Here is a 26,552-nt window from a genome sequence, read left to right on the forward strand (position 1 = left end):
CGCAGACGCCCCGGACGACAGGGACCTCGGCACTCCCCGTGGAGCGACGCCCCTCAGCGCACGGCGGGCGTCGCCCCCCGCGCGCTACCCTCGCGAGCCTCCGTCGCCGCGGCGCGAGCGGCGGGTCTGTCGCACGGCCGGCGCCTTCGGCACGGCGGTCGCGCTCGTCGGCCGCGGTTCGCCCGCCCCGACATCTTCGGAATTCGACGGGCGCGCGACGCCCTCAGCCTCGGTTGCGGTAGCTTCGCGGCGCGCGGCGCGACGCTCGCGAGCGCCCTCGACGAGGTTGTAGAGGGTCGGCAGCACGATCAGCGTCAGAACCGTGGAGGACACGAGCCCGCCGATCACGACGATCGCAAGCGGCTGCGAGATGAAGCCGCCGTGTCCCGTCACTCCCAGGGCCAGGGGGGTCAGGGCGAAGATGGTCGCCAAGGCCGTCATCAGGATCGGCCGCAGACGACGCGCGGATCCGGCGATCGTCGCCTCGTGGGCGGACATCCCCTTGTCGCGGTACTGGTTGACGAGGTCCACCAGCACGATCGCGTTCGTCACGACGATCCCGATCAGCATCAGCACGCCGATGAGCGAGGCGACGCCCAGGGGCACACCGGTGACGATCTGCAGCAGGATGGCGCCGGTCGCCGCGAACGGAACCGAGATGAGCAGCAGCAGCGGCTGGCGCAGAGACTTGAACGTCGCGACCATCACCACGTAGACGATGAGGATCGCCGCCAGCAGGGCGATGCCGAGCTGGGTGAAGGCGTCTTCCTGCTGCGAGAGCACTCCCCCCACGGCGGCATCCGCCCCGGTCGGAAGGTCGGCATCCGCGACCGCGGCGGTCACCGCTGCGGACGCCGCATTGAGGTCGTCCGTGGCGGGAGTGACGGTGACGGTCGCCGTGCGCTGGCCCCGCTCGGTCGTGATGGAGGTGGGACCCTCGCTCTCCGCGACCTCGGCGATCTGCTCGAGCGGCACGGTGCCGGCCGCCGTGGCGACCGGCAGATCGCGCAGCTCGGCCACCGTGGCGGGCGGGTCCTCCACCGTCAGGTACACGGTCAGGGCGGTCTCATCGACCTCGATCGATCCGATCTCGCGCGGCTGCATCGTGTTGGACACCAGCCCGCCGACGGCCACCTCCGACAGGCCGCGCGCGGTGGCCTCGTCCCGATCGACGACCACGGCGATATAGGGCAGCGACGACGCGAGGTTGTCGGTGACCTGTCCGATCGCCTCGTCGTCCTGCAGCGCCGAGGACACCGCAGCCGTGGCCTCTTCCAGCGTGGTGGTATCCGGCGCCGTGACGTCGACCTCGACGTCGCTGGAGCCGAATCCGCCCCCGCCTCCGGCCACGGCGATCTCGCCCACGTCGTCGAGATCGGACACCGCTTCGAGCACCTCTTCGCGCAACGCGACCTGATCGATGCCGGACTCGGTCGTGATCGAATACGTGATGCCGGCGCCGCCGCCTGAGAACGCGTCGCGCAGGGCCGACCCGCTCGAGCCGATGGAGACCTGGATGGTCTCGATCCCGTCGATCGTCTCGAGCTGCTCCTCGACGACCGCGGCGGCGGCATCCTCCGACGCGAGGCTGGCGGCGGGCCCCAGCTGCTGCGTCATCGTGAACGTGTTCTGCCCGGAGTCGCCCAGGAAGTTCGTCTTCATGAACGGGGCTGCGGCGGCGGTGCCCGCGAGCACCAGCAGCGCGATGGCGAGCGTGGCCCACGAGTGCCGCAGCGTCCAGCGCAGCATCGGCAGGTAGGAGCGCTGCAGCCGGGTCGGCGGCGCGTCGGGCGACTCGGGGTCGATCGCCGCGCCGTCGTCATCGAGGAGCGGCTTGCCGGGGCGCAGGAACCAGTAGGCCAGCACAGGAACGATCGTCAGCGCCACCAGCAGGGACGCGGCCATCGCGATCGTGACCGTCAGCGCGAACGGCCGGAACAGCTCCCCGGTCACGTCGCCGACGAAGGCGATCGGCAGGAACACCGCGACGGCCGTGATCGTGGAGGCGGTGATGGCAGACGCCACCTCGCGCACCGCCAGCAGGATCGACTGCTTCTTGTCGGCGTCGCCGACGTAGTGGCGCTTGATGTTCTCGATCACCACGATCGAGTCGTCCACGACCCGCCCGATCGCGATCGTCAAGGCACCGAGCGTCAGGATGTTCAGGGAGTAGCCGAACGCCTGGATGCCGATGAAGGTGATCAGCACGCTCGTGGGGATGGAGATCGCCGTGACGAGCGTGGATCGGACCGAGAGCAGGAACACGAGGATCACGACGACGGCGAAGACGAGCCCGAGCAGACCCTCCTGCGCGAGCGCCTCGATCGACTGCTGGATGTATGGCGCCTGGTCGAACACGACGGTGAACGTCGCACCATCGAGCGCCTCCTCGAGGTCCGGGAGCGTCGCGAGCACCCCCTGCGACACATCCACGGTGTTCGCCGCCGGGAGCTTGGTGACCGCGATGGTCAGCGCCGGCTGCCCGTCGACCCGCGACAGAGAGGTGCGGGGCTCGGTGGTCTCGGTCACCTCGGCGACATCGCCGATCGTCACGGTCCCGGCCTGCAGCTGAGCGGCATCATCGGGCACCAGAGGAAGCTCACTCAGCTCGTCGACCGAGGTGATCTTGACGCCGGTCTGCACGGTGAGCGTCTGGTCGCCCTCGGTGATCTCGCCACCCGGGAACAGCACCCCGTTCTGATCGAGCGCGTCCGTGATGGCCTGCTGCGTGTAGCCGGCGTCGGCGAGCGCACCGGCATCCGGCGTGATCGTCACGCGCTGCCCGAGGCCGCCCACGATGTCGGCCGCGTTGACGCCGTCCACATCCTCGAGTTCGGGGATGACGAGCTGTTCGAGGCGGTCCTCGATCGTCTGCTCGTCGTCGTATCCCGTGACGGCGAGCTGGATGACCGGCAGATCGTCGAAGCTGGCGGCGACGACGTTGGGATCGGCCGAGTCCGGAAGCTGCGATTCGATCCGGTTGATCGCCTGGTTGATCTTCTGCTCGGCGGTGGCCAGATCGGTGCCGTACGAGAACGACGCAGAGACGATGGATGCGTTCGTCGTGCTGGTCGCTGTGGTCGACTCGAGCCCGGCGATGCCCTGGATCGCCGACTCGATCGGCGTCGACACGTCGGTGTTGACCACCTCGGGGGACGCCCCAGGGTAGCTCGTCACGACGGTGAGCTGCGGGAACTCGATCGAGGGGATGAGCTCCTGCTTCAGGTTCGACAGCGCGATGACGCCGAAGACGGCGGCCACGATGGTGACGAGGGCGATCAGGGCGCGGTTGCGCAGGCTCAGGACGGCGAGCTTCGACACGAGGGACCTTCGGGTGGGTGCTCACGAAGCCGCGGTGCGGCGGCTCTCGATACGGGGGTGTATCGAGAGCCAGTATCTCATCCGAGCGGCGGGAACAGGTCGGCCGCCCACGCCCCGAGCACCACACCGGCGGCGGCGGCGGCGAGGGCGACGACGACGGTGCCGGTGGCGTTCAGCCAGGCGCGACGAACCTCGCCGTCGCGAGCGAGGAGCACGGTGTCGACGCTGACCGTGCTGAAGGTCGTGTAGCCGCCGAGCAGCCCCGTGCCCACCATCCACAAGACCGCCTCGCCCATCACGGCGCCGCCGAGCCCCGTCACCACGCCGAGCGCGAGCGAGCCCGTGACGTTCACGACGAAGATCCCCAGGGGAAAGCGCGCGCCGCGCCGCCCTGACACGGCGGCGTCGAGCACGAAGCGCAGACCCGCGCCGACGCCGCCGGCGAGCGCGGTCAAGACGAAGACGCACGGATTCATGCGACTCCCTCCTCCGGGTCGGCGGATCGACGACGGCGTGCGTCGAGGCGGCGGCCTGCGGCCAGTCCGGTCGCGGCGGCGGCAACGCCCAGCGCCACCGACGCCACCGCCAAGGCGAGCGCGAGCGCGGGCGTGGCCAGCAGCACCGCCGCCTGGACCGCGAAGGCGCTGTAGGTCGTGAAACCTCCGAACAGCCCGGTCCCGAGAAGTGCGCGCACGCGCGGATGGCGGGCACCGAGCGCGGCGATCACGACGCCGAGCGCGGCGGAACCGACGATGTTGATGGCGAGGGTCCCGACGACCGTCGGCACGCCCGGCTCCGCAGGCAGCAGGAGCGCCTCCCGCAACACGACGCCCAGTACACCGCCGATCATCACGAGAGGCACGAGTCGCCACGTCCGAGAAGTCACCGCTTCACGGTATCGGCCCGGCGCACATCCGCCCCGCACCGCCTCACGTGGGGGGGGTCGCGGGCGGGCGGCGCGCACAGCGATACCACCGGCGAGGACGGGGCGTCAAGGGTCTCCCAACGCACTCACAGACGTGACACGGTGTGTCATGTGCTGCGGCACTCGCTCTCCAGACTGCGGAAGCGGACCGAACTGAAAGGGAGCCTGCCTCCAATGAACCTCGCACTCATCATCGTCATCATCGTCGCCATCGTCCTCGCGATCGTCGGCGGACTGTCCGAAGCACTCGGCTGGCTGCTGTGGGTGGCGATCATCGCGGGAATCATCGCGCTGATCGTGTTCCTCTTCCGAGTCATCAGCGGCAGCCGCCGGTAGGCGCCGCTGCCGACGGGGCAGCACCGTTTCGGGTGCGCGTGTTGCCCTCTTCCGCGGATGCCGCGGCCCGACTCTGAGATCGGGCCGCGGCATCCGTTTTCTCTGTCAGTCGCCCCAGATCTCTTCTTCGTCGGCCACGGGCTCGCCCAACGGCACCACGACGATGGGACGGTGCTGGCGGTGGGCCAGCCGGGCCGCGACGGACCCCGTGAAGAACTCGCGGATCGACTCGCCGATGCCGCGGTTGCGTGTGCCGACCACGATCAGGTTCGCCTCGATCCGGTCGGCCAGGTGCTTGATGGCGATCGCCGGGTCACCCACGAGCTGTCGCATGCTCCATGCGACCCCGCGCGGGTCGAGCACGGCGGCCGCCGCCTGGCGCACATGGTCGAGTTCACCCTCGCCCGGCGCGATGTTGAGGTCTATCGGCGCCGAATGCACGAACCCGTCGGGGTCTTCGTATGTGACGAAACGGGTGACATCCACGTGCACGACGACGAGCGGCGCGGACATGAGGCGCGCGAAGTGCGCGCCTTCTTTCAGCACACGCGGGGATTGGCCCGGCACCACGGCGACGATGACGGCTCCGTGCACTGCGGCATCATCCTCGGGCGTCGGTTCGGGTGAGCGGTCGGATGCGGCATCGGACATGAGACCTCCTGATCTGGCACTCGCGTGGCCGGTCCAGCCCCGGAATGCCCGTGCTATTCTGAATGCTACTCTTACCGGCCGAACGTGCCGGTGTCATGCACGCGTCGGACGCCTCGAAAGCGTCTGCAGCCACACATCGTGAGGGGGTCTCGCATGGGGCGTGGCCGTCAGAAGGCGAAGCACACCAAGATCGCCCGCGAACTCAAGTCGTTCAGTCCCTCGGTCAACTACGAGGAGCTGGAGCGCGAGCTCGCGCATTCTTCGGAGGATGGCGACGAGTACGTCGACAAATGGGCGGACGACTACGCCGACGAGTACGAGGACGAGAAGGCGTAACTACGACGCCTGCGCGCCCTCGACCCAGGCGAGGTACTCCTCGGACACCGTCCCCGTGACGTAGTCGCCGGTGAAGCAGCTCAGGTCGAGGTCGTCGATCTCGGAGTCCTCGAGGATCGCCGCCTTGAGGTCCTCGACCTCCTGGTAGACGATGTGGTCGGCGCCGAGTTCCGCCGCGATCTCGGGGATCGTCCTGTCGTGCGCGACGAGTTCCTGTCGTGAGGGCATGTTGATGCCGTAGACGTGGGGAAAGCGCACGGGCGGCGCCGCCGAGGCGAACGTGACCGAGGTGGCGCCCGCATCCCGGGCCATCTCGATGATCTGCCGGCTCGTCGTGCCGCGCACGATCGAATCGTCGATCAGCAGCACGTTCTTGCCGGCGAACTCGCTCGACATCGCGTTGAGCTTCTGGCGCACGCTCTTTCTGCGCACCGCCTGGCCCGGCATGATGAACGTGCGGCCGACGTAGCGGTTCTTGTAAAAGCCCTCGCGGTATTCGATCCCGAGCTTGCGGGCCACCTGCATGGCGGCCGGCCGCGCCGAATCGGGGATCGGCATGACCACGTCGATCTGGTCGACGGGCGTGTGCTTCGCGATGGTGTCGGCGAGGCGCTCCCCCATCCGCAACCGCGCCTCGTAGACCGAGATGCCGTTCATGATGGAGTCCGGTCGCGCCAGGTAGACGTACTCGAAGGCGCAGGGGACGAGGCGCGGGTCGTCGGCGCATTGGCGGGTGTGCAGTCCGCCTTCGAGGTCGATGAAGATCGCCTCGCCGGGCATCACGTCGCGGACGACGTCGTAGTCGCCGTTCTCGAGGACGAGCGACTCCGACGCGACCATCCACTCGTAGCCGCCGGAAGCGGCCTTGCGCGTGCCGAGGATGAGCGGGCGGATGCCGTGGGGGTCGCGGAACGCCAGGAGCCCGTACCCCGCGATCAGGGCGATGGCGGCATACGATCCCTCGACCCGCCCATGCACGCGCCGCACCGCGCCGAAGAGCTGCTCGGTGTCGAGGTCGAGACCCGCGATCGTCTGCTGCAGCTCGTTGGCGAGCACGTTGACCAGCAGCTCGGTGTCGGAGGTGGTGTTGAGGTGCCGGCGATCGGTGCGGAACAGCTCCGTCGTCAGCTCCCGCGTGTTGGTCAGGTTGCCGTTGTGCACGAGGACGATGCCGTAGGGGGCGTTGACGTAGAAGGGCTGCGCCTCTTGATCGTTGCCCGCCGTGCCGCGTGTGGCGTAGCGCACGTGCCCCAGGCCGACCGACCCCAGCAGCTCGCGCATGTCGCGCGTGCGGAACGCCTCGCGCACCTGCCCGCGCGCCTTGGCGATGTGGAAGATCCCGTCGCTCTCGGCCGTCGCGATGCCCGTCGAGTCCTGACCGCGGTGCTGCAGGAGCAGGAGCGAGTCGTAGATGTCCTGGTTGACCGACCCCTGGCCGACCATTCCGACGATGCCGCACATGCGGTCAGTTCCCCCCGTCGCTCGACGTGCCGGTCGGGGCGGATGCCGCGAATGCGCCGACGAGACGCACCGCTCCCCCGTCGACACCCTTGGCGCCCTGTTCGTAGTGGCCGTCGGGGCGGGAATCGGTCTGCACGACGCCCACCTGCCACGCGGGGATGCCGTCGGCGGCGAGCGCGGCGCGCGCCTGCTCGACCTGCGCGGCATCGACGACCGTCAGAAAGCCGACGCCGAGGTTCCACGTGCCCTCCGTGTCGGCCAGCGAGAGCCCGCCCGCCTCTGCGAGGACGCGGAACACCACCGGCGGCGCCCATGTGGCGCGGTCGACGTCGACCCACGCGCCGGCGGGAAGCACCCGCGCGAGGTTGGCGGCGATGCCGCCGCCGGTCACGTGACTGAGAGCACGCAGTCCGCCCCCGAGGGTGTCGGCGAGCCGCAGAAGCGGGACCGTGTACAGCCGGGTCGGTTCGAGAAGGGACTCCCCCCACGTCGTCGACCCGAGGTCGGGCGCCGGTTCGGTGTAGGAGATCCCGCGCTGCGCGATGATGTGCCGCACGAGCGAGTAGCCGTTGGAGTGCAGCCCGCTCGATTCGAGGGCGAGCACGGCGTCGCCGTCACGGACGTGCCGTGCACCCAGCATCCGGTCGGCTTCGACGACGCCGGTCGCCGCGCCCGCGATGTCGTAGTCGTGGGGGCCGAGCAGGCCGGGGTGCTCGGCGGTCTCGCCGCCGAGCAGGGCGGTGCCGGTGGTGGCGCAGCCCTCGGCGATGCCGGCGACGATCTGCGCGATGCGCTCGGGCACGACCTTGCCGCACGCGATGTAGTCGGTCATGAACAGCGGGGCCGCGCCCACCACCACGATGTCGTCGACCACCATGCCCACCAGGTCGATGCCGACGGTGTCGTGCTTGTCGATCGCCTGCGCGATCGCGACCTTGGTGCCCACGCCGTCGGTGCTCGTGGCCAGCAGCGGGCGAGCGTAGCCACGCAGCGCGCTCGCGTCGAACATGCCGGCGAACCCGCCGACGCCGCCGAGCACTTCGGGGCCCTGCGTGCGTTGCACGGCGGCCTTCATCAGGTCGACCGCACGGTCGCCGGCGGCCGTGTCGACGCCGGCATCGGCGTAGGGATTCGACGGGGATGTGGAAGACGCGGAGGCCACCCGTACAGCCTAGTGCCGCGTACCGAGGCCTGACGTCGCCACCATCACCAGCCGTAGAATGACGGCATGGGCAGCCCCGGAAGACCGGAGTGGGTCGTCCGCGAAGACGCCAGCGTCGCGGTCGTCCTCGCCCTCGCGCTGCGCCAGCTGATCGGCATCCGCTCGCCCGACGAACTGCCCCACCTGCGCGGGATCGCCTCGGCGCCACCCTCGGCTGATGACGAGCTGCAGAGCCGCCTGGAACGCCAGTGGCGCGAATACTGGGCGATGACGGTGGAACCCCAGGCCCACCCCGCGGCCGGGCCGCTCGATCTGGTGGACGGGTTCGAGACGTTCATCGCGCTGCCCGTCGAGGGCTTCGACGAGCTGCGCGCGGCCATCGCCCCGCACGCCGACGCGCTCGCCTTCGCCCACGCGACCCACGGGCGTCACGCCAAGGACGCGCTCGGCAGCTCCGGCGTCTCGTACCGGGCCTACGCGGGCGCCATCGCGCAGCACGAGCGCGAGGTCGGGCGGCGGGCGCATTCGTTCGAGCTGAACGTGCAGGTGCTGCCGCTGACCCAGCGCGGGGTGTGGTGGATCGGCTCGCTCACCGTCGCCGTCACGGACGGGCTGCGCAGCGACGTCGCGGCCTTCGACGCGGCGATCCACCCGATCATCGCCGAGCTGGCGTAGCGCCGCGGCATCCGCTCAGTCGCCGACGACCGTCTCGTGGTCGGCGAGGACCGGGCGCGCGTGGCGCCGCCCGGTGCGGTCCAGGATGAGGGCGACCACCCCGGCGACGCCGACGCCGACGGTCGCGCAGACCAGGACGAGGAAGCCGAAGACCTGCCCCTGGGAGTAGACGATGCCGTCCGCGACGGCCGGCGCGCCGCCGTTCCAGGTGAGAGTGAGGATCATCGCCACCAGCACGCCCACCACCACACCGAACGCGAGGAAGACCCCGTACTTGGGCACACGGCGCACGCGCCCCGAGACGACCTCGTCGCGGGGAGGGGCCGGCCGGCCGGGCTGCTGATCACTCACCCCTCCATTGTCGCACCGCCGGAGGGAATGGTCTCCGCGACGCACGAGGTCCCCGTCCCCTCGACGAGCGGGACGGGGACCTCATCGGCCTCAGGCCTGCAGCGAGCGCCGCCGCAGGGCCACGAGGCTCACACCGAGCAGCAGCATGCCGAGACCCAGCCACGCGGCGGGGAACGGCGAATCACCGCCGGTGGAGGCGAGGTCGCCACTGGTGGTCGTGTCGCAGTCGACCTCGGCCCCGAGCGGGAAGGCGAACGACACGGGATCCAGGGCGGTGCCCGCCTCGTAGAAGCCGCCGAACGCCTCGGCCCCGGCCGCCGTGAGCGTGGCGGAGGCGCCGCTCCAGCTGAGCACGCCGGATGAGGTCGTCGGCGCGGGCAGCGCGAGCGTCGCGAAGACGATCCCGGAGCGGCTGTACGTCGACCCGTCGAGGTTCTTCGAGGAGACATCGGCGATCAACGATGCCTGCGAGCCGTTCACCTGGATGCGAGGCGCGGATATCGTCAGATCCAGCGCGCCGTCGTGCCCGGTGAATGTCGCCGCGCCGCCGTAGCCGACGCGGCCCCGGTCGGTCTCGGTGCTGTATGCGCCCGAGCCGCCGCCCCAGGCGATCGAGAAGGATCCGTTCGCGATCGATCCGTCGATGTAGGAGCGGAAGCTCTCCTTCACCCCCCATTCGAGGCTGGCGCCGCTGACCGCGTTGGCCACGCAGGTCGGCTGAGCCGCCGGCTGCACCGACGGCGTCGTCGCGGCCGCGGTGACCGTGAGCGATCGCGAGGCGATCGGCACGCCGCCGACCGAGGCGACGACCGTGTGGGTGCCGGCCGGGAAGCTCGCGGGAATCGTGCCCGACACCGAGAAGGTCCCGTCCGTGGCGACCGCCGCGCTGCCGAGGGTGATCGGGTCGGAGTTGACCGTGATCGTGGCTCGATCACCGGGGGTGAATCCCGTTCCGGCGACGGTGAGATCGTCCCCCGCCCGCAGGGTGCCCTCGCTCAGCGCGATGGCGGGCGTGAGCGTCACGTCGGCCACGCCGACGGGTGTGAACGTGTCCATCGAGCGGTCGGTGATCGACAGGCCGTGGGCCGCCGACGTCGCGACCTGGTAGGACAGCGCCGGGTCGAGCGTGCCCGCGGGGATGGTCAGGGTCGTCGTGAAGGTCCCGTCGACGAGGCTGGTCGGCATCACCCACGCCTGCGCGTCCCATCCGCCGGACGGCGGTGCCGATCCGCCCGACCAGACCGACGTCTCGCCGAAGAGCACGTAGACGCCGTTGGCGGCTCCGGCCCCGGTGAAGCCGCTGCCGGTGACGGTCACCGTGTTGTCGACGTTGGGATCGAGGTCCTCGGACGGCTCGACAGTGACGGCGGGCGCCGCCGCGGGCTCGGCGAACGCGATCGACTGAGCGAGCTCGTTCTCGGCCTGGACGACCCCGCCCGCACCGACCGTGAAGACGGCCAGTTCGGCGCCGTCGAGCCGCTTGGCCTCGAGCGTGGCCTGATCGATCTGCACCTCCCAGACGAAGTCCGCCGTGCCGTCACCGTTGTCGGTCCACTTCAGATACGGGAGCGTCTCGTTCTCGCCCTGTACCCACACCGAGTACGCGTTCGAGCGCGCCGACGAGGCCGCACCCTCCGACGGCCGCCAGTCCTCGGTGAGCCACCCGATCTGCGCATACACGCCGGCCGGCTGCCCGGCGGACGGCCCATAGATCGCGGTACCGGCGGTGGAGTAGTTCTCTCCCGTCACCGTGACCGTCGCGCCATCCGCGTCGAGATCCGTCGACGGCGAGACCGAGAGCGTCGGATCGGCCACCGCCTCGGCGAAGGTCACCTCGGTGAACGTCGTGAAGGGCGCGTATGCGGCGCCGCCACCGGAGGACGTGCGTATGCCGTAGCGGGCCCCCTCGGGTGCGCTCTCGATCGCGCTCGCGGAGATCTCGGCCGTGAACGAACCGTCTTCGGCGATGACGATCCCGCCGGCGTCGGCTCCGCCGATGCTCGACAGGTCGTCGGCATGCACGCCCCACTTGGTCAGGTCGGCGCCACGCCCGGCCGCGGTGAACGTGCCGTCGAGCTCGTAGCCGAACTGCACGTACGCGCCGCCGAAGCGCCCGGCCAGCGGGGGCCGTGTCGCGTCGGTCGCAGGGGTGTCGGCGACGAAGCCCTCGCCCGTGACGGTGACGGTCGCGCCGGCGGCATCGAGGTCGGTCGCGGGCGAGACCTGCACCGCGGGGGTGGGCAGCTCGGGCTCGACGGGCGCGGCGGTCACCTCGTGGACGACGGCGGCCGAGGACGACGCCTGGAAGGCGGCGGTGTCGGCGGGGGCGAAGCTCGCGGAGAAGGCGTAGTCGCCGACCGCGGCATCCTCGTACGCGAACGTCGCGACGCCGTCGACGACGGCGACGTCAGCGGCGATCGTGCCGGCATCGGGGTCGGAGAAGGTCACGGCGCCGGCGGCGGCGGGATCGACCGTCGCCGTCAGCTCGATGGCCTCTCCCTCTGTGGAGGTACCCGAGGGAGCGACCGCGAGCGTCGTCGTCGTGGCCAGCGCCGGGACGGCCTCGTAGGCGATCGGGGTCGTGGTGGACTGGCTGGGATTCGGCACGCCGTGGGCGGCGCGCGTGACGATCGAGTACGAGGTGCCCTCCGCATAGGCGGCGACGGGGACGTCGACGCTGAACGAGCCGTCCGACCCCATCGGCGCGGTCTCGCCATCCTCGGACGAGGCCTCGTCGTCGATCCAGACCGTGTAGTCGTCGGCGTCGGTGCCGTCGGCACGCACGCCGAGATAGATGCCGAAGCCCGACGGGTCGAAGCCGGCACCGACGACGGTCACGGTGCCGCCCGAGCGCGGCGCCTCGCCGACCGAGATGCTCGGCGCGTCGGCGGCCAGAGCGGGTGCGGAGACGCCGACCAGCGCGGCCGCGGCCAGGAGCGTCCCGGTCAGGACGCTCGCGAGCACCCTGTGCAGGGCGGCTCTTCCTTTTTTGGGCACGACGAATTCCTCCAAGGGTATGGATGCGGGTGGAACCGCGCTCGGGAGGCGCGACCTGTTTAGCTTAGCCTAACCTTACGCGGAACTGGGAGAATTCTGTACCCGCTGCGACCGCCGCGGGAGGATCACCGGTCGCCCGGTGTCGGGATCCGGCAGCACTCGCACCGGAGTGCCGTAGACCTGTGCGACCCGGTGCTCGGTGAGCACGTCGCCGGGGCTGCCGTGCGCGACGAGGCGTCCACCGTCCACGATCACGACCTCGTCCGCATACGCCGCGGCGAGAGAGAGATCGTGCAGCACGACGACGACGGCGCGTCCGCGCGCCGCCAGATCGCTCGCCACCCGCATCACGTCCTCCTGATGTCGCAGATCGAGTGCCGCGGTGGGCTCGTCGAGCATGACGACGGCAGCATCCTGCGCGAGCACCCTCGCCAGCGACACCCGCGCCTTCTCTCCGCCCGAGAGCGAGGCAAAGCTGCGGTCGGCCAGGTGCAGCACGTCGGTGCGCGCCAGGCTCTCGGCGACGAGCCGCCGATCGCCGGCCCCCTCCTCGTCGCCTCGCCACGGCGCGCGGCCCATCTCGACGACCTCGGCAGCGGTGAAGGAGAACGCCACCTGGTTCTCCTGCGGCAGCACCGAGCGGCGGCGTGCGAGGTCGCCGGCGCCCCATTCGGCCAGCGGCCGCCCGTCGAGCGTGACGGTGCCGGTCGATGGCGGCACGTCGCCCGTCAGCACGCGCAGCAGGCTGGACTTGCCCGCTCCGTTGGGCCCCACCAGCGCGAGCACGCGACCGTAGGCGATCTCGAGCGTGATGCCGGCGAGGATGTCGGCGCCCGCGACGCGGTAGCCGACGCCCCGGAGCGAGAAGGCGATGCCCGTCATGCCCAGCCTCCCGCGCGGCGGCGGTTTCGACGGATCAGCCAGTAGAAGAACGGTCCGCCGACGAGCGAGGTGAGGATGCCGATGGGCAGATCCGCAGAGGGCACCACGGTGCGCGCGAGCAGGTCCGCGTACACCAGCACGGCGGCGCCGCCGAGCAGGCAGGCGCAGAGCAGGGCGCGATTGGCGGGGCCGAGCAGCATCCGCATGATGTGCGGGACGACCAGCCCCACGAACGCGATGATGCCGACGAATGCGACCGCCACGCCGGTCAGGAGGGCGACGAGGAGGATCGAGACCACGCGCAGGCGCTCGACGCGCACGCCCAGGTGGCCCGCCGTGCGGTCGCCCAGCGCGAGCAGGTCGTACCGCCGGGCGAGCGAGACCGCGACGACGGCGCCGACGGCGCCGACGGTCGCGACGAGCGCGACCTCGCCCCAGCGCGAGCCGTTCATCGACCCGAGCTGCCAGAACACGATCTGCTCGCGGGACGCGGTGTCGCCGGCGAACATCAGGCCTGCCAGGGCGGCTCCCGCGAAAGCGTTGACGGCGATGCCGGTGAGGATCACCGTGACCGACTCGGTGCGGCCCTGGGCACGCGCGGTGGCGTAGACCACGAGCGTCGCGGCAAGACCGCCGAGGAAGGCGAACACGGCCACCGCCCACGAACCGGAAGCCGTCAGTCCGAGCGTGATCGCGGCTGCGGCGCCCACCGCCGCGCCGGACGAGACGCCCACGACCCCGGGCTCGGCCAGCGGGTTCGCGAAGATGGCCTGCATGACCGCTCCCGCGGCGGCCAGGAGCGCTCCGACCAGGGCCGACATGACGACGCGCGGAAACCGGATCTGCCACAGGGTCTGTTCGATGAGCGGGTCGGTGGGCGCCCATGTGTTCGGCACGCCGAGCGCCCGCGCGAGGGAACCGAGGACCTCGTACGGGCCGATGGGAAGCTGGCCCACGCCGGCCGAGAGGACGACTCCGAACGCGAGCAGCGCGCCGGTGGCCGCGTAGACGAGCGCCCGGCGGCGGCGCAGGTCGTGCCGGCCGAGTCTCGTCGGCCCCTCCTGCAGGGTGCCCGTCATGCGCCGCCCTCGGGGGCGTAGACCGCGCGCGCGAGCGCGGTCAGCACCTCGGCCGAGCGCGGGCCGAAGGAGAGGATCTGCCCGTCCGCCATGTCGACGATGCGGTGATGACGGCCCGCGGTGGTCAGGGCGATGGCCGGCTTGTCGGCGAGCAGGCCATCCACCCCACCGACGGAGGCGAGCCCGTCGGTCATGACGAGGATCAGGTCGGGATCGGCCGCCACCATCGCCTCATCGGTGAGAGGCTGCATCCCGTCCCACCCGAGCTCGCCGGCGACGTCGACGCCGCCGAGCCCCTCGATCAGCTCGTCCGCTCCCGATTCCTCGCCGAAGAGGTAGTACACGCCCGCCGTTCCACGCAGGTAGAGGAAGACCATCCGCAGGCGCTCGGCGGGGTCTGCCGGGGCGAGCGCCTCGATCTGGGCCAGAGTCTCGTCCACGTCCGAGGCGATGCGCTCGGCGAGCATCCGGCCCGCTTCGCCGGCTCCGAGTGCCTCGGCGACCTGGCGCGCGAGATCCGCCGCACCGTCGAAGGAGGCCACCTGTTCGACGAACACGACGGTGATGCCGACATCGCGCAGCTGGGCGACGACATCCGTGGGGCCGATGCTGCCGTCGGTGAGCACGAGGGTCGGCGCCTCGGCGATGATCGCCTCGGCGTTGACGGTGTGTCCACTCGACGTGACGACGGGGAGCTCCTCGGTGCCGGGGAAGGTCGTCGAGATGTCGCGTCCGACGAGGGAATCGCCGAGCCCGAGCCCCCAGACGGTCGCGGCGAGCGACCCCGAGAGGTCCATGGCGATGACCCGCGACGCATCGTCGACCGTGACCTCGCGGTCACCGTCGAGATCGCGCGAGAGCACGGTGGCCGGAAGGTGCTGGTCGGGTTCCTCGACGACGGGCTCGATGCGCGCTCCGTCGATGACCGCGGTGGAGGGGCCTTCGAAGGAGGCGGGATCCGCGAGAGGGGTGATCTGCGACAGCGGCCGCGTGTCGCCCGCGGGGGCCGCGTCGGAGCCGTCGGGCGCCGACGGCGCGCAGGCGGAGAGCAGGAGCGCGGCGACGATCACGAGCCCGACGCCGCGCAACGCGGCCGCAAACCGGATCACGATGAGCCCCCGTCGATGCCTCCGCCGCTCCCGCGGGCGCGGCGGCGGGAGACGAGGACCGCGACGAGGACCGCCGCGCCGAGGATCACGGCACCGCCGATCGCGGCGATCCACACTCCATCCGGTGCCGCGCCTGCGGTCGCACCGGCATCGACGGCGTCGGGGGACTGTGGCGACGCCGTCGGCGCGGCCTCCTCCTGGGGGGCGACCGGGCACGACGCGGTGAGCGTGAAAGAGATGGCGTCGAAGGCGGTGCCCGCCTCGTAGCTGCCGAACGCCTCGAACCCGTCGGCCGTGATAGCGGTCGGCGCGCCCTCGGCGGTCACGGTGACCGAGGCTTCGTCCTCGGCCACGGTGAGCGCGGAGGTGTCGAGGTCGACGAAGGCCACCCCCTCGCGGGTCGTGGCCGTGTCATCACCCGCCATCGCGTCCTCCATGGCGACGCCGGACACATCGAGCATCAGCTGCCCGGAGTCCCCGCCGTCGAGCACGAGCACGGGATCGGCGATCGTGGTGTCGAGCAGGCCGTCGTGACCGGTGAAGCGCACGCCGCCCTCGAAGGAGATCTCACCGGTCCCGGTTGCGGGGGCGAACTCTCCTGCGCCGCTGGACCACGAGAAAGAAGGGGTCGTGTAGTCGGCACCCCCGAACGTCTCCCACTCGCCCTCGGCGATGCTGCCGGAGATGTAGGACCGGAAGGACTCTTTGAACCCCCAGGTCATCTCCGCGTCGTCCGCGACGCACGCTCCGGTGGGCACGGATGTCTCAGCGGCGGCCGGCGCAGCGAGAGCACCCCCGCCCAGTGCGAGGAACCCCGCGAGGCCGGCGGCCGCGCAGACACGGCGAAGACGACGAATGCTCACGAAGCGCTCCCACGGGTCGGGTGGCCGTCCGGTCCGGACGTGCATAGGTTAGCCTAACCTTGCCTACCCGTGTCTGCCCGTTCAGCCTCCGCGCCGCCGCCGCACCGCCCGAGCGCGGACCGCGTCAGGGGATCAGAACATCACGGGTTCAGCGGCAGGACCGACGACAGGTCGGCCCGCACCCCCGATGCGCGCACGCGATTCGCGTCTCCCGCGTCGTGCCAGCGCACCACTCCCGTGCCGAGCGCGATCCAGGTCTCGGCATCCATCTCGACGACGTTGGGCGGGGTACCGCGCGTGTGCGACGGCCCCTCGATGACCTGCACCGCCCCGAATGGGGGCACGCGCACCTCGACGGTGTTGCCGGGCGCCTTCTCGGCGAGCAGCTGCAGCAGATACCGCACCGCCGTCGCGAGGTCCTCGCGCTCCGGGTCGCCCGCCGCGGCGTTCACGGCGTCGAGCGCCGCCCGTCCCTGCTCGGTCGTGATCTTGCGCGCCATGCGCCAACGGTACTGCGGCCCGCCGCCCGGCGCACCACCACGACGCCCTCGAACGGCCGCTGCACGCGGCGTTAGGCTGGCGGCGTGAAGATCCTCGTTCTCGGCTCGGGTGCCCGCGAGCACGCCATCGTCCTGGCCCTCGCCGAAGAGGACGCCGGGCACGAGCTGTACGCCGCGCCCGGCAACGTCGGCATGGCCACACGCGCCGAGCTGGTGGCCATCGACCCCGTCGACCCGGCGGCGGTGGCGGACTTCGTCGCCGACACCGCGGTCGACCTCGTCGTCATCGGCCCCGAGGCCCCCCTCGTCGCGGGCGTCGCCGACACCCTGCGCACGCGCGGTGTGCCGGTCTTCGGGCCGGGCCGGGCGGCGGCTCAGCTGGAGGGCTCCAAGTCGTTCGCGAAACGCGTCATGGATACGGCCGGCGTCCCGACCGGTCGCTCGGTGCGCGCCCAGACCCGCGCCGAGGTCGTCGACGCCCTCGCGCGCTTCGGCGCGCCCCATGTCGTCAAAGCCGACGGTCTCGCCGCCGGAAAGGGCGTGCTCGTCACTGAGGATCATGATGCCGCGCTCGCGCACGCGGACGCCTACCTCGACGCCGGGGCGGTGCTCGTCGAGGAGTTCCTCACGGGCCCCGAGGTCTCGCTCTTCTTCCTCTCGGACGGCGACGCGGTGCTCCCGCTGTCGCCCGCACAGGACTACAAGCGCGCCTCCGACGGCGACGTGGGCCCGAACACGGGCGGAATGGGAGCGTACTCGCCACTGCCGTGGCTGCGCGAGCTGTTCGGATCCGAACAGGCCTTCGTCGACACGGTCACCCACGACATCGCGGAGCCCGTGATCCGTCAGCTGGACGCGGAAGGCGCCCCGTTCATCGGATTGCTGTACGCGGGGCTGATCCTCACCGAGCAGGGCATCAAGGTCATCGAGTTCAACGCCCGTTTCGGCGACCCCGAGACCCAGGTCGTGCTGCCCCGGCTGCAGACGCCGTTGTCGGGGCTGCTCATGGCGGCGGCATCCGGTCGTCTCGATCACGAACCGCGCCCGCAGTTCTCCGACGACGCGGTCGTGACGGTCGTGCTGGCCAGCGAGGGCTACCCGCAGGCGCCCATCACTGGACGTCCGGTCGTCGGTGCGGATGCCGCGGCATCCGTCGACGGCGTGCATCTGGTGCATGCCGCCACCGCCGTCCGCGACGGCGACCTGGTCACCGCCGGCGGCCGGGTGCTCGGCATCGTGGCACGTGGCGACTCGTTCACGCAGGCGCGGGAACGCGCCTACCGGGCGGTCGACGAGATCGAGATCGAGGGCGGGCACCATCGCCGGGACATCGCCGCCGGGGTGGCAGAGGGCTGATATCGCCGTCGCCGCCAGCGCCCGTGCAACCTAGGCTTTCGCGTTCGTGCATTGCCGGAGAGGGCGCGCGGGACGATGCTGGAAGACCTGCTCCACGCGCGCATTCCGGCGGCGGGATACCACTTCGAAAGGTCGACGTTGACGATGAGCACACTCGGAAACCTGATCGGCGGCGAGATCGTCGGTCCCGCCGACGGCCGCCAGATCGAGGTGACCAACCCGGCCACGGGCGAGACCATCGGCGCGGTTCCCGCGCTCACGCGCGATGAACTCGGACGGGTCTTCGACGCCGCCGAGGCCGGAGCGAAGGCCTGGCGTGCCACCGGTCCCCTTGCGCGCGGGCGGGTGCTGATCGACGCGGCGGCGCTGGTGCGGGCCGAGGCCGCTGAGCTGACCGACCTGATCGTGCGCGAGATGGGCAAGACCCGGGCCGAGGCCTCGGGCGAGGTGGGCAAGGCCGCGGAGTTCTTCGAGTACTACGGCGGGATGGCCCGACAGCCGTACGGCGAGCTGATCGCCGACGCCCGCCCCGGCACCTACGCGATGCAGATCCGCGAACCCCTCGGCGTCGTGGTGCTCATCACGCCGTGGAACGATCCGCTCCTGACCCCCGCGCGCAAACTCGCGCCGGCGCTGTCGGCGGGCAACGCCGTGGTCATCAAGCCGGCGACCGAGACGCCGTTGATCACGCTGCGCCTGGCCGAGATCCTGCACCGCGCGGGTGTTCCCGCGGGTGTGCTCAACACGGTGACGGGGCGTGGCTCCGAGATCGGCGACGCCCTCGTCGACGACCACCGGGTGCGCGCCGTCTCGTTCACGGGATCCACGCCGGTCGGCCTCGAGCTGCAGCGCCGACTGGCCGGTCGCGCCGTGCGCGTGCAGACCGAGATGGGCGGCAAGAACGCCGCCGTCGTCCTCGCCGACGCCGATCTCGACCTCGCCGTGTCGGTCATCATGACCGGCGCGTTCGGCCAGGCGGGCCAGCGGTGCACCGCCACGAGCCGCCTGATCGTCGACCGGCGCGTCGCCGACGCGCTGCGCACGAAGATCGCGGAACGGGTCGGCGCCCTCCGGGTCGGCGCGGGTGACGCCGACGGTGTCGACCTCGGTCCCGTCGTCAGCCGGGCAGCCCAAGCCGACATCCAGTCGCGCGTCGAGCGCGGCCTGGCCGAAGGGGCGAGCGTGATCAGCGCTCCCACGCTCGAGCCGGGCCTGACCGAGCGCGGCGCCTTCGTGCAGCCGGTGCTGCTCGCGTTCGACCGCCAGAACTCCCTCTGGCGCGAAGAGGTGTTCGGCCCGGTGCTCGGAATGATCGAGGTCGACGGGTTCGACGAGGCGATCGCCGCGGTGAACGACTCGGTGTACGGACTCTCGAGCGCCGTCTTCACCGAGAGCCTGGCGTCGGCGAACCGCTTCATCGACGAGGCCGACACCGGACAGGTGTCGGTGAACCAGCCCACGATCGGCTGGGACATCCACCACCCGTTCGGCGGATTCAAGGACTCCGGCTCCCCGTTCAAGGAACAGGGCTCGGAGGCGCTACGGTTCTACTCGCGCGTCAAGACGGCGGCAGTGAGGTCGGGGGCATGACCGGGGAACGCATCGGGATCATCGGCGGAGGCATCGTCGGGGTCGCCCTCGCGCGCGAGCTCATGGCACGGGGTGCGGGCGAGGTGACCGTGCTCGAGAAGGAGGCGCGGCTGGCCGCGCACCAGACAGGCCACAACTCGGGAGTCGTGCACGCGGGCCTGTACTACAAGCCGGGTTCGCTCAAGGCGACACTGTGCGCCGCCGGCCGCGTGTCGATCCGCGAGTTCTGCGAGGAGAAGGGCCTGCCCTACCGCGAGGTGGGCAAGCTCGTCGTCGCCGTCGACGAGTCCGAGCTGCCGGCGCTCGCCGAGATCGAGCGCCGCTCCATCGAGAACGGCGTGCCCGACCTGGTGCGCATCGACGACGTCGACCGGCTGCACGAGATCGAGCCCCATGTCGCGGGCGTCGCCGCCGTCCACTCGCCGCACACCGCCGCCGTCGACTACGCCGCCATCACCGAGGCGATGGCGCAGGACGTGCGCGCGGCGGGCGGACACATCGCCCTGCACAGCGAGGTCACCGGCATCCGCCTCGAGAACGGCACGGTGCGCGTGATCACGCCCTCGGGCGAGCACGTCTTCGACCGCGTGATCGCCTGCGCCGGCCTGCAGTCCGACATCGTCGCGAAGCTCGTCGGTGCCGACTCCTCGCCCAAGATCCTGCCGTTCCGCGGCGAGTACTGGGAGCTGGAGCCGGCGCGCGGCGACCTGGTGCGCGGGATGATCTACCCCGTCCCCGACCCCCGCTTCCCGTTCCTCGGCGTGCACTTCACCCGCGGCGTCTACGACGAGATCCACGTCGGACCGAACGCCGTGCCGGCCCTCGCACGCGAGGGCTACAAGTGGCTGCGCGTGTCGCCGAAGGACACGCTGGAATCGCTGCGGTGGCCCGGGGCCTGGCCGCTGGCCAAGCAGCACTGGCGCATGGGCGTCGACGAGATCAGCGGATCGCTGGTCAAGCCGCTCTACTACCAGAAGGCCCGGCGGTTCATCCCCGAGCTGCGCATGAGCGACCTCACGGCCAAGACCGCGGCGGGCGTGCGGGCGCAAGCGTGGGGCCGCGGCGGCGAGCTGCTCGACGACTTCGCCGTCGACCAGGTCGGCCCGGTGACGCTGCTGCGCAACGCCCCGTCGCCGGCCGCCACGAGCTCGATCGCCATCGCCCAGTACGTCATCGACCACTACCTGTCGCGTATCGACGCCTGACCCGCCGCTCATGCAGATCACCGCCCTGTACGGAACCGAATCCGGCAACGCCGAAGACATCGCCGTGGCCATCGCCAAGGCGATGCCCGAGCGCGGCGTGGCCGTCGTGAACATGGCGGATGCGGCTCCGGACGACCTGAGCGCGGACACGTTCTACCTGATCGTCTGCTCGACGCACGGCGGCGGCGAGCTGCCCGGCTTCGCCCAGTTCCTGCACGACGACCTCGACGCCGCCGCACCGGACCTCTCGGGCGTGCGATACGCCGTCTTCGGACTCGGCGACACCTCGTACGAGAAGAGCTACAACGCCGGCGCGACGCAGTTCGACGCGCTCCTGCAGCGCCTCGGGGCCGAGCGCGTGGGCCGTTTCGGCGAGCACGACGTCATGACCCGTCAGAGCCACGTCGACCTGGGCGTCGAGTGGGCGAGGGAGATCCTGGACGAGCTGCCCGAATGACGTCCGACGCCCGCACGGTGGCGGCAACACGGCGGATGCTGTGGCGTTTCGCTCCGATGATCTACGGTCCGACACTGCTGTTCGGGCTCGGCGAAGGCGCGCTCCTGCCGCTGCTGCCCGTGATCGCCGAGTCGCTCGGAGCGAGCATCGCGCAGGCGGCGCTCGTCGCCTCGACCCTCGTCGTCGCGCGCCTGATCGGCAATCTGCCGGCCGGATGGCTGGTGGCCCGGATCGGGGAGCGGCGCACCATGGCGATCGCCGGCGGTCTCGCCCTGGCCGGATCGCTCGGCGTGGTGTTCGCGCCGACCGTGGCGTGGCTGATGGTCTCGGTCTTCGGCATCGGGCTGTGCGCCTCGGCGTTCGGGCTGGCCCGCCACGCCTTCATGACCACGCGGGTGCCGCTGGCCTACCGCGCCCGGGCGCTGTCGGTGCTCGGCGGATCGTTCCGCCTGGGCATGTTCACCGGGCCGTTCCTGGCGGCCGCCATCCTGGCACTCGGTGCCGGCGAGCGGGCCGTGGCATGGTTCTTCGCCGGATGCCTGGTCGCTCTCATCGCCCTCGTCCTCATCGGCAAGGACCCCGAGGAGGAGCTGTCGGCAGCGGGGATGACCCCTGTGGCCCCCGCGCGGCCTGGTCCGCCGCAGGCGGGCGCGAGCGGCCCCGCCGACCCACCGGGGGGCGTCTTCGTCACCATGTGGCGGTATCGGGGCGTGCTCGCCCGGCTGGGCGTGCCCGCGGCGGCGATGTCGGCCATGCGCCAGGCGCGGGTCTATCTGCTGCCCCTGTGGGGAGTCTCGCTCGAGCTGGATGCCGCGACGATCGCCCTCATCGTGGGCATCACCGGCGCACTCGAGTTCGGCCTGTTCTACTCGAGCGGTCAGATCATGGATCGCTGGGGCCGGCTGTGGGCCGCTCTCCCGTCGATGGTGCTCATGGGCGGTGCCTTCTTCGGGCTCGCCTTCACCCACGACCTCGACTCGTCGACGGCCTGGTTCATTGCGGCGGCCGTCCTGGTCGGCGTCGGCAACGGCCTGTCCGCCGGCATCCTGATGACCCTCGGCGCGGATGTCGCGCCCGCGAGTGCGCCCGCGCCCTTCCTCGGCTCGTGGCGCACCCTGACGGACGCCGGCGGAGCTGCCGCGCCCCTGACCGTCTCCGCCGTCACCGCCCTGGCGTCGCTGTCGGTCGCCACGGGCGTGATCGGCGTGGCCGGGCTGCTCGGCGCCGTGGGCTTTCTCCTCTCGGTGCCGCGCTACGTGCCGCACCGGCCGCACCACTGAGCGGGGTCAGAGACGTGCGCCGTCGCCCGCGACATCGAGCGGGTTCAGCGCGGTCACCTCGGTCGCCGCTGCGGTCAGACCCTGCAGTCCGGACCGCAGCACGCCCACCGCCTCGCCCGTGCTGTGCGCCTCGAGCGCGGCGCGCGAACTCCACTTCTCGACGATCACGATCGTGCCGTCGGCGGCCCGGTGGGGGGCGTAGTACTCGCACCCCTCCTCCGCCAGGATGCCGGGCGCGGCGCGGGTGACCGCGGCCTCCGCCTGCTTCTCCTGGCCGGGGAGGGGATGGATGCGGGCGACGACGATCGTCGTGCCCGCATCCAGCGCCGCGGCGCTCACGCCTCGTTGCCCCAGATCATCGTCGCGAAGGTCTCGACCAGTTCGAGCTTCTTGCGCTGCTCCTCGATGGTCATGGGAGCCGGGTTGTAGTGGATGGGCTGGAAGCCGCGGTGCGGCAGCAGCCCGATCCGGTCGTAGTCGTGCTGTTCGAGCGCACGGTCGAGGCGAGCCATGACCGTCGAGATGTCCTCGAGGGCGGGGTCCTCCGCCGATACGATGCCGAGCGCGATCTGCTTCTCGTCCGGCACCAGCCGCGGCAGATCCTGCGCCACGGCGGCATCCGTGTGGTACGGGAAGGTGAACTTGTCGTAGTCCGAGGCGAACAGCTTCTCGGCACGGGCGACGTCGACGGCGGCGTCGAGGTCGTCGCCCCAGCCGATCGTCAGCGCGATCTTCTGGTGCTCCTCCTTCTCGAGTCCGGCGACGACCGCGTTGTCGATCTCGACCGCCTGCTCGAAGGTGAGCTCCTCCGGTCCGCCACCGGCGAGGTAGGCGGAGTAGTCCGGGTTGTCGAGCTGCACGAACGCCACGCCGATCTCCAACAGGTGCTCGATCTCGTCGCGCAGCAGCTCGGCGATCGCGTCGCCGAGGGCCGATGCACCCGGGTACGCGCGCACGGTCTGGTCGGAATAGGTGTGCGCCGCGAGATGCGCCGCGGAGGGCAGCTTGACCTTGACGGGAAAGCTCGTGTTCTCCAGCAGGAAGTCGGCCGCATCCGAGGCGATCGGCTTTCTCGGCTTGAGCGGCGCGTCGACCGTCCAGACGCCGAGCCCGTCGGCGTACTTCGCGTCGGGCACGCGCACGAAGCCCGCGACGGACTGCAGCACAGGACTGCGGTAGTCGCCGTTGCGGTAGCCGCCGTCGCTGAGGCACGAGAGCGTCAGGTGGCGCTGGTAGCTGAGGAACTCGAGGATCGCGGCATCCTCGACCTCGCGGCGCTCCTCCTCAGAGATCTCCTTGGCGCGGAACTTGTGACGCGCATCCTGGATCGTCTGGGGGCGCACGTTGTCGCCGTGATTGTCGATCCGGTACGTGAACAGATTGGCCATCGTCGGTCCCTTCTCAGTGCTTGCCGTCGGCGGCGCCCTTGGCGCCCGCCCACTCGGCGAAATCGGTGTCGTAGCCCAGCTCGGCGATCACGGCCTGAGCCAGTTCCTCGTCCTCCTGGGGAGTGCCGCCCGACACGCCCACGCCGCCGACGAACTCGCCGTCGCGCTTGAGGGTCACGCCACCGCCCGTGGCGACGATCGGGAAGTTGCCCATCGTGGCCACCTGGCTGAAGAACACGGGATCCGAGTTCGACCAGGGCTTGAGCATGCCGCTCGGCCGCTGCATGACCGCCGACGTGTACGCCTTCGACAGCGCGATGAGCGGCGTCATCGGGCGGGCGCCGTCGAAGCGGCGGATGCTGACGATGAAGCCGCCGGAATCGACGACCGCGATACTGAGCCCCTTGCCGATGCGCAGCGCTTCGCGCTCCGCGATCGCCATGATCTTCTCGGCGTCCTCTTGCATGACATTGGCCATGTCAGTTCCCTCCCAGTAGGTCGATGAGTTTCTTGACCGCCGCATTGAACTGGTCGGGCGTCTCCCAGTACATCGAGTGCGGCGCGCCCTCGACGACCTCGAGCAGCGAGCCCTCGACGAGCTCGTGCGCGCGGGTGACCGTCGCGGGGCTGATGACGGCGTCCTTCTCCCCCGCCAGGAAGGCGAGGCGGATGCCGGCGGCGGCGACGTCCGCGACCGTGGGCCCGTCCGTCGCCAGGTTGCGCAGATCCTGCATCCGCGCCTTGTTGAACGTGCCCATCTGCGTGAACAGGAACGTCTTCGCCGGTTCGTGCTCGCGGAAGGACTTCGTCAGCAGACGGTCGATGACCGGCAGCTTCTCGGCCTCGGCCCGGTCGGCCTTGACCAGCGGCGTTACCTCGGGAGCGTCGATGCCTCCGAGCGAGTGCGCCAGGATCACGCCCCGAATGCGCTCGGGCACCCGCAGCGCAGCCTTCAGCGCCGCCGCGGCGCCGATGGACTGACCGAGCAGCACGGCGTCCGTCAGGTCGGCGTCCTCGAGCACCGCGACGATGTCGCCGGGAAAGTTGAGGCTGTCGAAGGCCTCGTCCTCGTCGGAATTGCCGAAACCCCGCAGGTCGAGGGTGACCACGGTGTGCTCGTCGCGGAGCGCGACGACCTGCTGCCACCAGGCGGCGTGATGGCCACCGGAGCCGTGCACGAAGACGACGGGCGAGCCTTCGCCGTGCACCTCGTAGTAGATGGCGGTGCCGTCGTTGTCGACGATGGGCATACGTGTGCCTCCTCAGGGCAGGGGTAGTGACACGCCGGCTCCGTGCCGGCGAGCGGGGCGAGCTTCGGTCTACGCGGGACGCTTGCCGTGGTAGACGAGCTCGATCATCGTGTGGTCGGGGTCGTGGATGTAGCAGAACTTCGACTGGTTCTCGGGGCGCTCGACCGGTCGCGTGTGACGGATGCCGAGGTCGTCGAGGTGCCCGAGGAAGCCGTCCCAGTCCTCGACCTCCACCGCGAAGTGGTACGGCGACATGCGATCCATCTCCTCGACCGGGGTGAAGTGCATGTCGAACCGGCCCTTGGTCATCAGCACGACGCGCGTGTTGCTCTTGGGCATGACGCGCTTGAGGCCGAAGACCTTCGTGTACCACTCGACCGTGCGGTCGACGTTCGTGGTGGGGAAGTTGACGTGATGGATGTACTTCGGCTCGACGCTTCGCCCCTCGGCGTCGAACTTCGGCTCCGGCAGGCTGAAGCCGCCCGCCACGTGAGTGGGGCCTTCGCTCGTCTCAGTGATGCTCATGACAGCATCCTTTCTGTGTCGGTGCCGGCGGTCTCGCCGACGACGGTGTGGGGCCGGGAGGCCACCACGGTGTTGGTGAGTGTTCCGATCCCGGTGATCTCGATGTCGATGACGTCGCCGACATCCATCGACGTGTTGCCGTCCGCGCCCATCCAGAGCACGTCGCCGGGTCGGAGGGTGATGTACTTCGTCATCTCGACGATGAAGTCGTAGGGGTCGAAGATCATGTCCCCCGTCGCGAACGATGCATCCACGACGCCGTTGCGGCGCACGGTGGTCGTCGACGTGAGCGGATCGACGCCGGTCTCGATCCACGGCCCCATCGGCTTGAAGCTGTCGGCGTTCTTCGCCCGCCAGAACGTGCGATCGGCGTGCTGCCAGGTGCGGGCGCTGACGTCGTTGCCGATCGTCCAGCCGAACACGGCCTGCTGGGCCTCCGCGCGCGTGGCGTGCTTGATGGCGCGTCCGATGACGGCGACGACCTCGGCCTCGGTCTCGAAGCGGCCTTCGACGTCCGCGGGCTTGAGGATGCCGGCGCCGTGGCCGACGAGCGCGCTCTGCGCCCGATAGCCCACCTCGGGGTGCGGACCGACCTTGACAGGGTCGTAGCCGAGATCCTCGTGGTGACGGTTGTGCGCCTTGTAGTTGAAGCCCGCGGCGTAGAACGTTCCGGGCATCACCGGCGGCAGCAGCGTGACCTCATCGAGCGCGTGGCGTCGGCCGTTCGGCCGCGGGTCGGCGCCGTCGAAGGGCAGCTCCGAGACCTCGACGACCTCGTCGTCCTCCACCGCGGCGAAGAACTCGCGTCCCTGCCGCTCGCACCGTGCGTATCGCATCCTCGTGTCGTTCTTCT

General features: G+C 70.8%; 27 protein-coding genes. 8 read left to right on the plus strand and 19 right to left on the minus strand.

The genetic code is table 11. The annotated features are described in order from the left end of the window. Positions 1-84 precede the first annotated feature (84 nt). From M4I32_RS11855 to M4I32_RS11865, 3 genes are all read right to left on the minus strand, one after another. Entirely contained in the window at positions 85-3,321 is a 3,237-nt protein-coding gene (locus M4I32_RS11855; RefSeq protein ID WP_319034680.1) for an efflux RND transporter permease subunit, read from the minus strand. A 77-nt stretch (positions 3,322-3,398) separates the two neighbouring features. Beyond that, positions 3,399-3,797, minus strand: a complete 399-nt coding sequence (locus tag M4I32_RS11860) for a CrcB family protein (protein ID WP_319034681.1) — start codon at positions 3,795-3,797, stop codon at positions 3,399-3,401. After that, positions 3,794-4,207, minus strand: a complete 414-nt coding sequence (locus tag M4I32_RS11865; RefSeq protein ID WP_319034682.1) for a CrcB family protein — start codon at positions 4,205-4,207, stop codon at positions 3,794-3,796. The genes M4I32_RS11860 and M4I32_RS11865 overlap by 4 nt, the downstream gene beginning before the upstream one ends. Before the next feature lie 213 nt (positions 4,208-4,420). Between M4I32_RS11865 and M4I32_RS11870 the strand changes: the two genes are divergently transcribed. Continuing rightward, entirely contained in the window at positions 4,421-4,582 is a 162-nt protein-coding gene (locus M4I32_RS11870) for a hypothetical protein (RefSeq protein ID WP_319034683.1), read from the plus strand. A gap of 105 nt (positions 4,583-4,687) precedes the next feature. On the opposite strand, the gene M4I32_RS11875 is transcribed toward M4I32_RS11870, so the two are convergent. Then, positions 4,688-5,233, minus strand: a complete 546-nt coding sequence (locus tag M4I32_RS11875) for a universal stress protein (RefSeq protein WP_319034684.1) — start codon at positions 5,231-5,233, stop codon at positions 4,688-4,690. Between the two features lie 153 nt (positions 5,234-5,386). Here M4I32_RS11875 and M4I32_RS11880 point away from each other — a divergent pair, with 153 nt between their 5' ends. Then, complete coding sequence (locus tag M4I32_RS11880) at positions 5,387-5,569, plus strand: DUF3073 domain-containing protein (RefSeq protein WP_319034685.1); 183 nt, start codon at positions 5,387-5,389, stop codon at positions 5,567-5,569. Here M4I32_RS11880 and purF read toward each other — a convergent pair whose 3' ends face one another. Then, the gene (purF, locus tag M4I32_RS11885; RefSeq protein ID WP_319034686.1) at positions 5,570-7,030 is read right to left on the minus strand and encodes an amidophosphoribosyltransferase; all 1,461 of its coding nucleotides are present in this window, start codon (positions 7,028-7,030) and stop codon (positions 5,570-5,572) included. Positions 7,031-7,034: 4 nt separating this feature from the next. Further along, positions 7,035-8,192 carry a phosphoribosylformylglycinamidine cyclo-ligase gene (gene purM / locus M4I32_RS11890; protein ID WP_319034687.1) on the minus strand — a complete coding sequence of 386 codons (1,158 nt, stop codon included), beginning with the start codon at positions 8,190-8,192 and terminating at the stop codon, positions 7,035-7,037. 66 nt (positions 8,193-8,258) lie between these two features. Between purM and M4I32_RS11895 the strand changes: the two genes are divergently transcribed. Then, positions 8,259-8,867, plus strand: coding sequence for a zinc-binding alcohol dehydrogenase (locus tag M4I32_RS11895; protein WP_319034688.1), 609 nt, complete (start codon positions 8,259-8,261; stop codon positions 8,865-8,867). Between the two features lie 15 nt (positions 8,868-8,882). Here M4I32_RS11895 and M4I32_RS11900 read toward each other — a convergent pair whose 3' ends face one another. The 7 genes from M4I32_RS11900 to M4I32_RS11930 all read right to left on the minus strand — a co-directional run bounded on the left by M4I32_RS11900 (position 8,883) and on the right by M4I32_RS11930 (position 16,648). After that, positions 8,883-9,218 carry a potassium transporter Trk gene (locus M4I32_RS11900; RefSeq protein ID WP_319034689.1) on the minus strand — a complete coding sequence of 112 codons (336 nt, stop codon included), beginning with the start codon at positions 9,216-9,218 and terminating at the stop codon, positions 8,883-8,885. 90 nt (positions 9,219-9,308) lie between these two features. Beyond that, positions 9,309-12,215 carry an HtaA domain-containing protein gene (locus tag M4I32_RS11905; RefSeq protein ID WP_319034690.1) on the minus strand — a complete coding sequence of 969 codons (2,907 nt, stop codon included), beginning with the start codon at positions 12,213-12,215 and terminating at the stop codon, positions 9,309-9,311. Between the two features lie 75 nt (positions 12,216-12,290). Continuing rightward, entirely contained in the window at positions 12,291-13,097 is an 807-nt protein-coding gene (locus M4I32_RS11910) for a heme ABC transporter ATP-binding protein (protein WP_319034691.1), read from the minus strand. Beyond that, positions 13,094-14,176 carry an iron ABC transporter permease gene (locus tag M4I32_RS11915; RefSeq protein WP_319034692.1) on the minus strand — a complete coding sequence of 361 codons (1,083 nt, stop codon included), beginning with the start codon at positions 14,174-14,176 and terminating at the stop codon, positions 13,094-13,096. Before M4I32_RS11915 ends, M4I32_RS11910 begins: the two co-directional genes overlap by 4 nt. Then, entirely contained in the window at positions 14,173-15,285 is a 1,113-nt protein-coding gene (locus M4I32_RS11920) for a heme/hemin ABC transporter substrate-binding protein (protein ID WP_319034693.1), read from the minus strand. The genes M4I32_RS11915 and M4I32_RS11920 overlap by 4 nt, the downstream gene beginning before the upstream one ends. Further along, entirely contained in the window at positions 15,282-16,148 is an 867-nt protein-coding gene (locus tag M4I32_RS11925; RefSeq protein ID WP_319034694.1) for an HtaA domain-containing protein, read from the minus strand. The genes M4I32_RS11920 and M4I32_RS11925 overlap by 4 nt, the downstream gene beginning before the upstream one ends. A gap of 140 nt (positions 16,149-16,288) precedes the next feature. Continuing rightward, positions 16,289-16,648 carry a sterol carrier family protein gene (locus M4I32_RS11930; RefSeq protein ID WP_319034695.1) on the minus strand — a complete coding sequence of 120 codons (360 nt, stop codon included), beginning with the start codon at positions 16,646-16,648 and terminating at the stop codon, positions 16,289-16,291. Between the two features lie 84 nt (positions 16,649-16,732). Here M4I32_RS11930 and purD point away from each other — a divergent pair, with 84 nt between their 5' ends. The 5 genes from purD (at position 16,733) to M4I32_RS11955 (ending at position 22,536) form a co-directional block, all read left to right on the plus strand. Then, a complete protein-coding gene (purD, locus tag M4I32_RS11935; RefSeq protein WP_319034696.1) occupies positions 16,733-18,004 on the plus strand; it encodes a phosphoribosylamine--glycine ligase in 1,272 nt (423 codons plus the stop codon). 144 nt (positions 18,005-18,148) lie between these two features. Continuing rightward, positions 18,149-19,594: an aldehyde dehydrogenase family protein gene (locus M4I32_RS11940; protein WP_319034697.1), complete on the plus strand. Its 1,446-nt coding sequence runs from the start codon at positions 18,149-18,151 to the stop codon at positions 19,592-19,594. Beyond that, positions 19,591-20,799, plus strand: a complete 1,209-nt coding sequence (gene lhgO / locus M4I32_RS11945) for an L-2-hydroxyglutarate oxidase (RefSeq protein WP_319034698.1) — start codon at positions 19,591-19,593, stop codon at positions 20,797-20,799. The genes M4I32_RS11940 and lhgO overlap by 4 nt, the downstream gene beginning before the upstream one ends. Positions 20,800-20,809: 10 nt before the next feature. Beyond that, a complete protein-coding gene (locus M4I32_RS11950; RefSeq protein ID WP_319034699.1) occupies positions 20,810-21,256 on the plus strand; it encodes a flavodoxin domain-containing protein in 447 nt (148 codons plus the stop codon). Beyond that, the gene (locus tag M4I32_RS11955) at positions 21,253-22,536 is read left to right on the plus strand and encodes an MFS transporter (protein WP_319034700.1); all 1,284 of its coding nucleotides are present in this window, start codon (positions 21,253-21,255) and stop codon (positions 22,534-22,536) included. Before M4I32_RS11950 ends, M4I32_RS11955 begins: the two co-directional genes overlap by 4 nt. Before the next feature lie 6 nt (positions 22,537-22,542). On the opposite strand, the gene M4I32_RS11960 is transcribed toward M4I32_RS11955, so the two are convergent. From M4I32_RS11960 to M4I32_RS11985, 6 genes are all read right to left on the minus strand, one after another. Then, the gene (locus tag M4I32_RS11960) at positions 22,543-22,875 is read right to left on the minus strand and encodes a putative quinol monooxygenase (RefSeq protein WP_319034701.1); all 333 of its coding nucleotides are present in this window, start codon (positions 22,873-22,875) and stop codon (positions 22,543-22,545) included. Then, entirely contained in the window at positions 22,872-23,924 is a 1,053-nt protein-coding gene (locus M4I32_RS11965; RefSeq protein ID WP_319034702.1) for a hypothetical protein, read from the minus strand. The genes M4I32_RS11960 and M4I32_RS11965 overlap by 4 nt, the downstream gene beginning before the upstream one ends. Positions 23,925-23,937: 13 nt before the next feature. Beyond that, entirely contained in the window at positions 23,938-24,402 is a 465-nt protein-coding gene (locus M4I32_RS11970) for a GlcG/HbpS family heme-binding protein (protein WP_319034703.1), read from the minus strand. A gap of 1 nt (position 24,403) precedes the next feature. Next, positions 24,404-25,174, minus strand: coding sequence for an alpha/beta hydrolase (locus tag M4I32_RS11975; protein WP_319034704.1), 771 nt, complete (start codon positions 25,172-25,174; stop codon positions 24,404-24,406). A 69-nt stretch (positions 25,175-25,243) separates the two neighbouring features. Continuing rightward, positions 25,244-25,699, minus strand: a complete 456-nt coding sequence (locus M4I32_RS11980) for a VOC family protein (protein WP_319034705.1) — start codon at positions 25,697-25,699, stop codon at positions 25,244-25,246. After that, positions 25,696-26,535, minus strand: a complete 840-nt coding sequence (locus tag M4I32_RS11985) for a fumarylacetoacetate hydrolase family protein (protein ID WP_319034706.1) — start codon at positions 26,533-26,535, stop codon at positions 25,696-25,698. The genes M4I32_RS11980 and M4I32_RS11985 overlap by 4 nt, the downstream gene beginning before the upstream one ends. Between the last annotated feature and the right edge of the window lie 17 nt (positions 26,536-26,552).

This window comes from Microbacterium sp. LRZ72 (assembly GCF_033792225.1).
Taxonomy (GTDB): Bacteria; Actinomycetota; Actinomycetes; order Actinomycetales; family Microbacteriaceae; genus Microbacterium.